This window comes from Microcoleus sp. D2_18a_D3, assembly GCF_036702455.1.
GTDB lineage: Bacteria > Cyanobacteriota > Cyanobacteriia > Cyanobacteriales > Microcoleaceae > Microcoleus.
Genome location: NZ_JAUBTK010000013.1, coordinates 112351 through 113586, shown reverse-complemented (window position 1 = coordinate 113586; position 1236 = coordinate 112351). Strand labels below are relative to the sequence as shown.

The following is a 1236-nucleotide window of genomic DNA, read 5'->3' as shown; positions in this document are numbered from 1 at the left end:
CCCAGATTTTCAGGGTTTTATCGTCTGAAGCGGAAATCGCTGTTTTTCCGTCGCGTGCGATCGCCACTGCATTTACCAAGTTAGTATGACCCATGAGGGTTAATAGTTCGGTGCCTGTCTCGGTGTCCCAGATTTTCAGGGTTTTATCCCTTGAAGCGGAAATCGCTGTTTTTCCGTCTGGTGCGATCGCCACTGCATTTACCGAGTTAGTATGACCAGTTAGGGTTAATAGTTCGGTGCCTGTCTCGGTGTCCCAGATTTTCAGGGTGTCATCCCTTGAAGCGGAAATCGCGGTTTTTCCGTCTGGTGCGATCGCCACTGCTAGTACCGCCCTAGTATGGCCCGTGAGGGTTAATAGTTCGGTGCCTGTCTCGGTGTCCCAGATTTTCAAGGTTTTATCATGTGAAGCGGAAATCGCGGTTTTTCCGTCTGGTGCGATCGCCACTGCTAGTACCCAGCTAGTATGACCCGTGAGGGTTAATAGTTCGGTGCCTGTCTCGGTGTCCCAGATTTTCAGGGTTTCATCCTCTGAAGCGGAAATCGCGGTTTTTCCGTCTGGTGCGATCGCCACTGCTGTTACCCAGTCAGTATGACTCGTGAGGGCTAATAGTTCGGTTCCTGTCTCTGTGTCCCAGATTTTCAGGGTTTTATCCTCGGAAGCGGAAATCGCGGTTTTTCCGTCTGGTGCGATCGCCACTGCATATACCCAGTCAGTATGACCCGTGAGGGTTAATAGTTCGGTGCCTGTCTCGGTGTCCCAGATTTTCAGGGTGTCATCCCTTGAAGCGGAAATCGCTGTTTTTCCGTCTGGTGCGATCGCCACTGCTGTTACCCAGTCAGTATGACCCGTGAGGGTTAATAGTTCGGTGCCTGTCTCGGTGTCCCAGATTTTCAGGGTTTTATCGTCTGAAGCGGAAATCGCGGTTTTTCCGTCTGGTGCGATCGCCACTCCTGTTACCCAGTCAGTATGACCAGTGAGAGTTTTCAGTTCCCGGCCTGTCTCGGTGTCCCAGATTTTCAGGGTGTCATCCCTTGAAGCGGAAATCGCGGTTTTTCCGTCTGGTGCGATCGCCACTCCTGTTACATAGTTAGTATGACCCGTGAGGGTTAATATTTCGGTGCCTGTCTCGGTGTCCCAGATTTTCAGGGTTTTATCCCATGAAGCGGAAATCGCGGTTTTTCCGTCTGGTGCGATCGCCACTCCTGTTACATAGTTAGTATGACCCGTGAGGGTTA

Annotated in this window: 1 protein-coding gene; it reads right to left on the bottom strand. The window is 51.4% G+C overall.

From position 1 onward, the window contains the following. Positions 1 to 1236, bottom strand: a 1236-nt coding sequence (locus QUB06_RS09045) for a hypothetical protein (RefSeq protein WP_333435018.1), incomplete at both ends; no start/stop codon positions are given.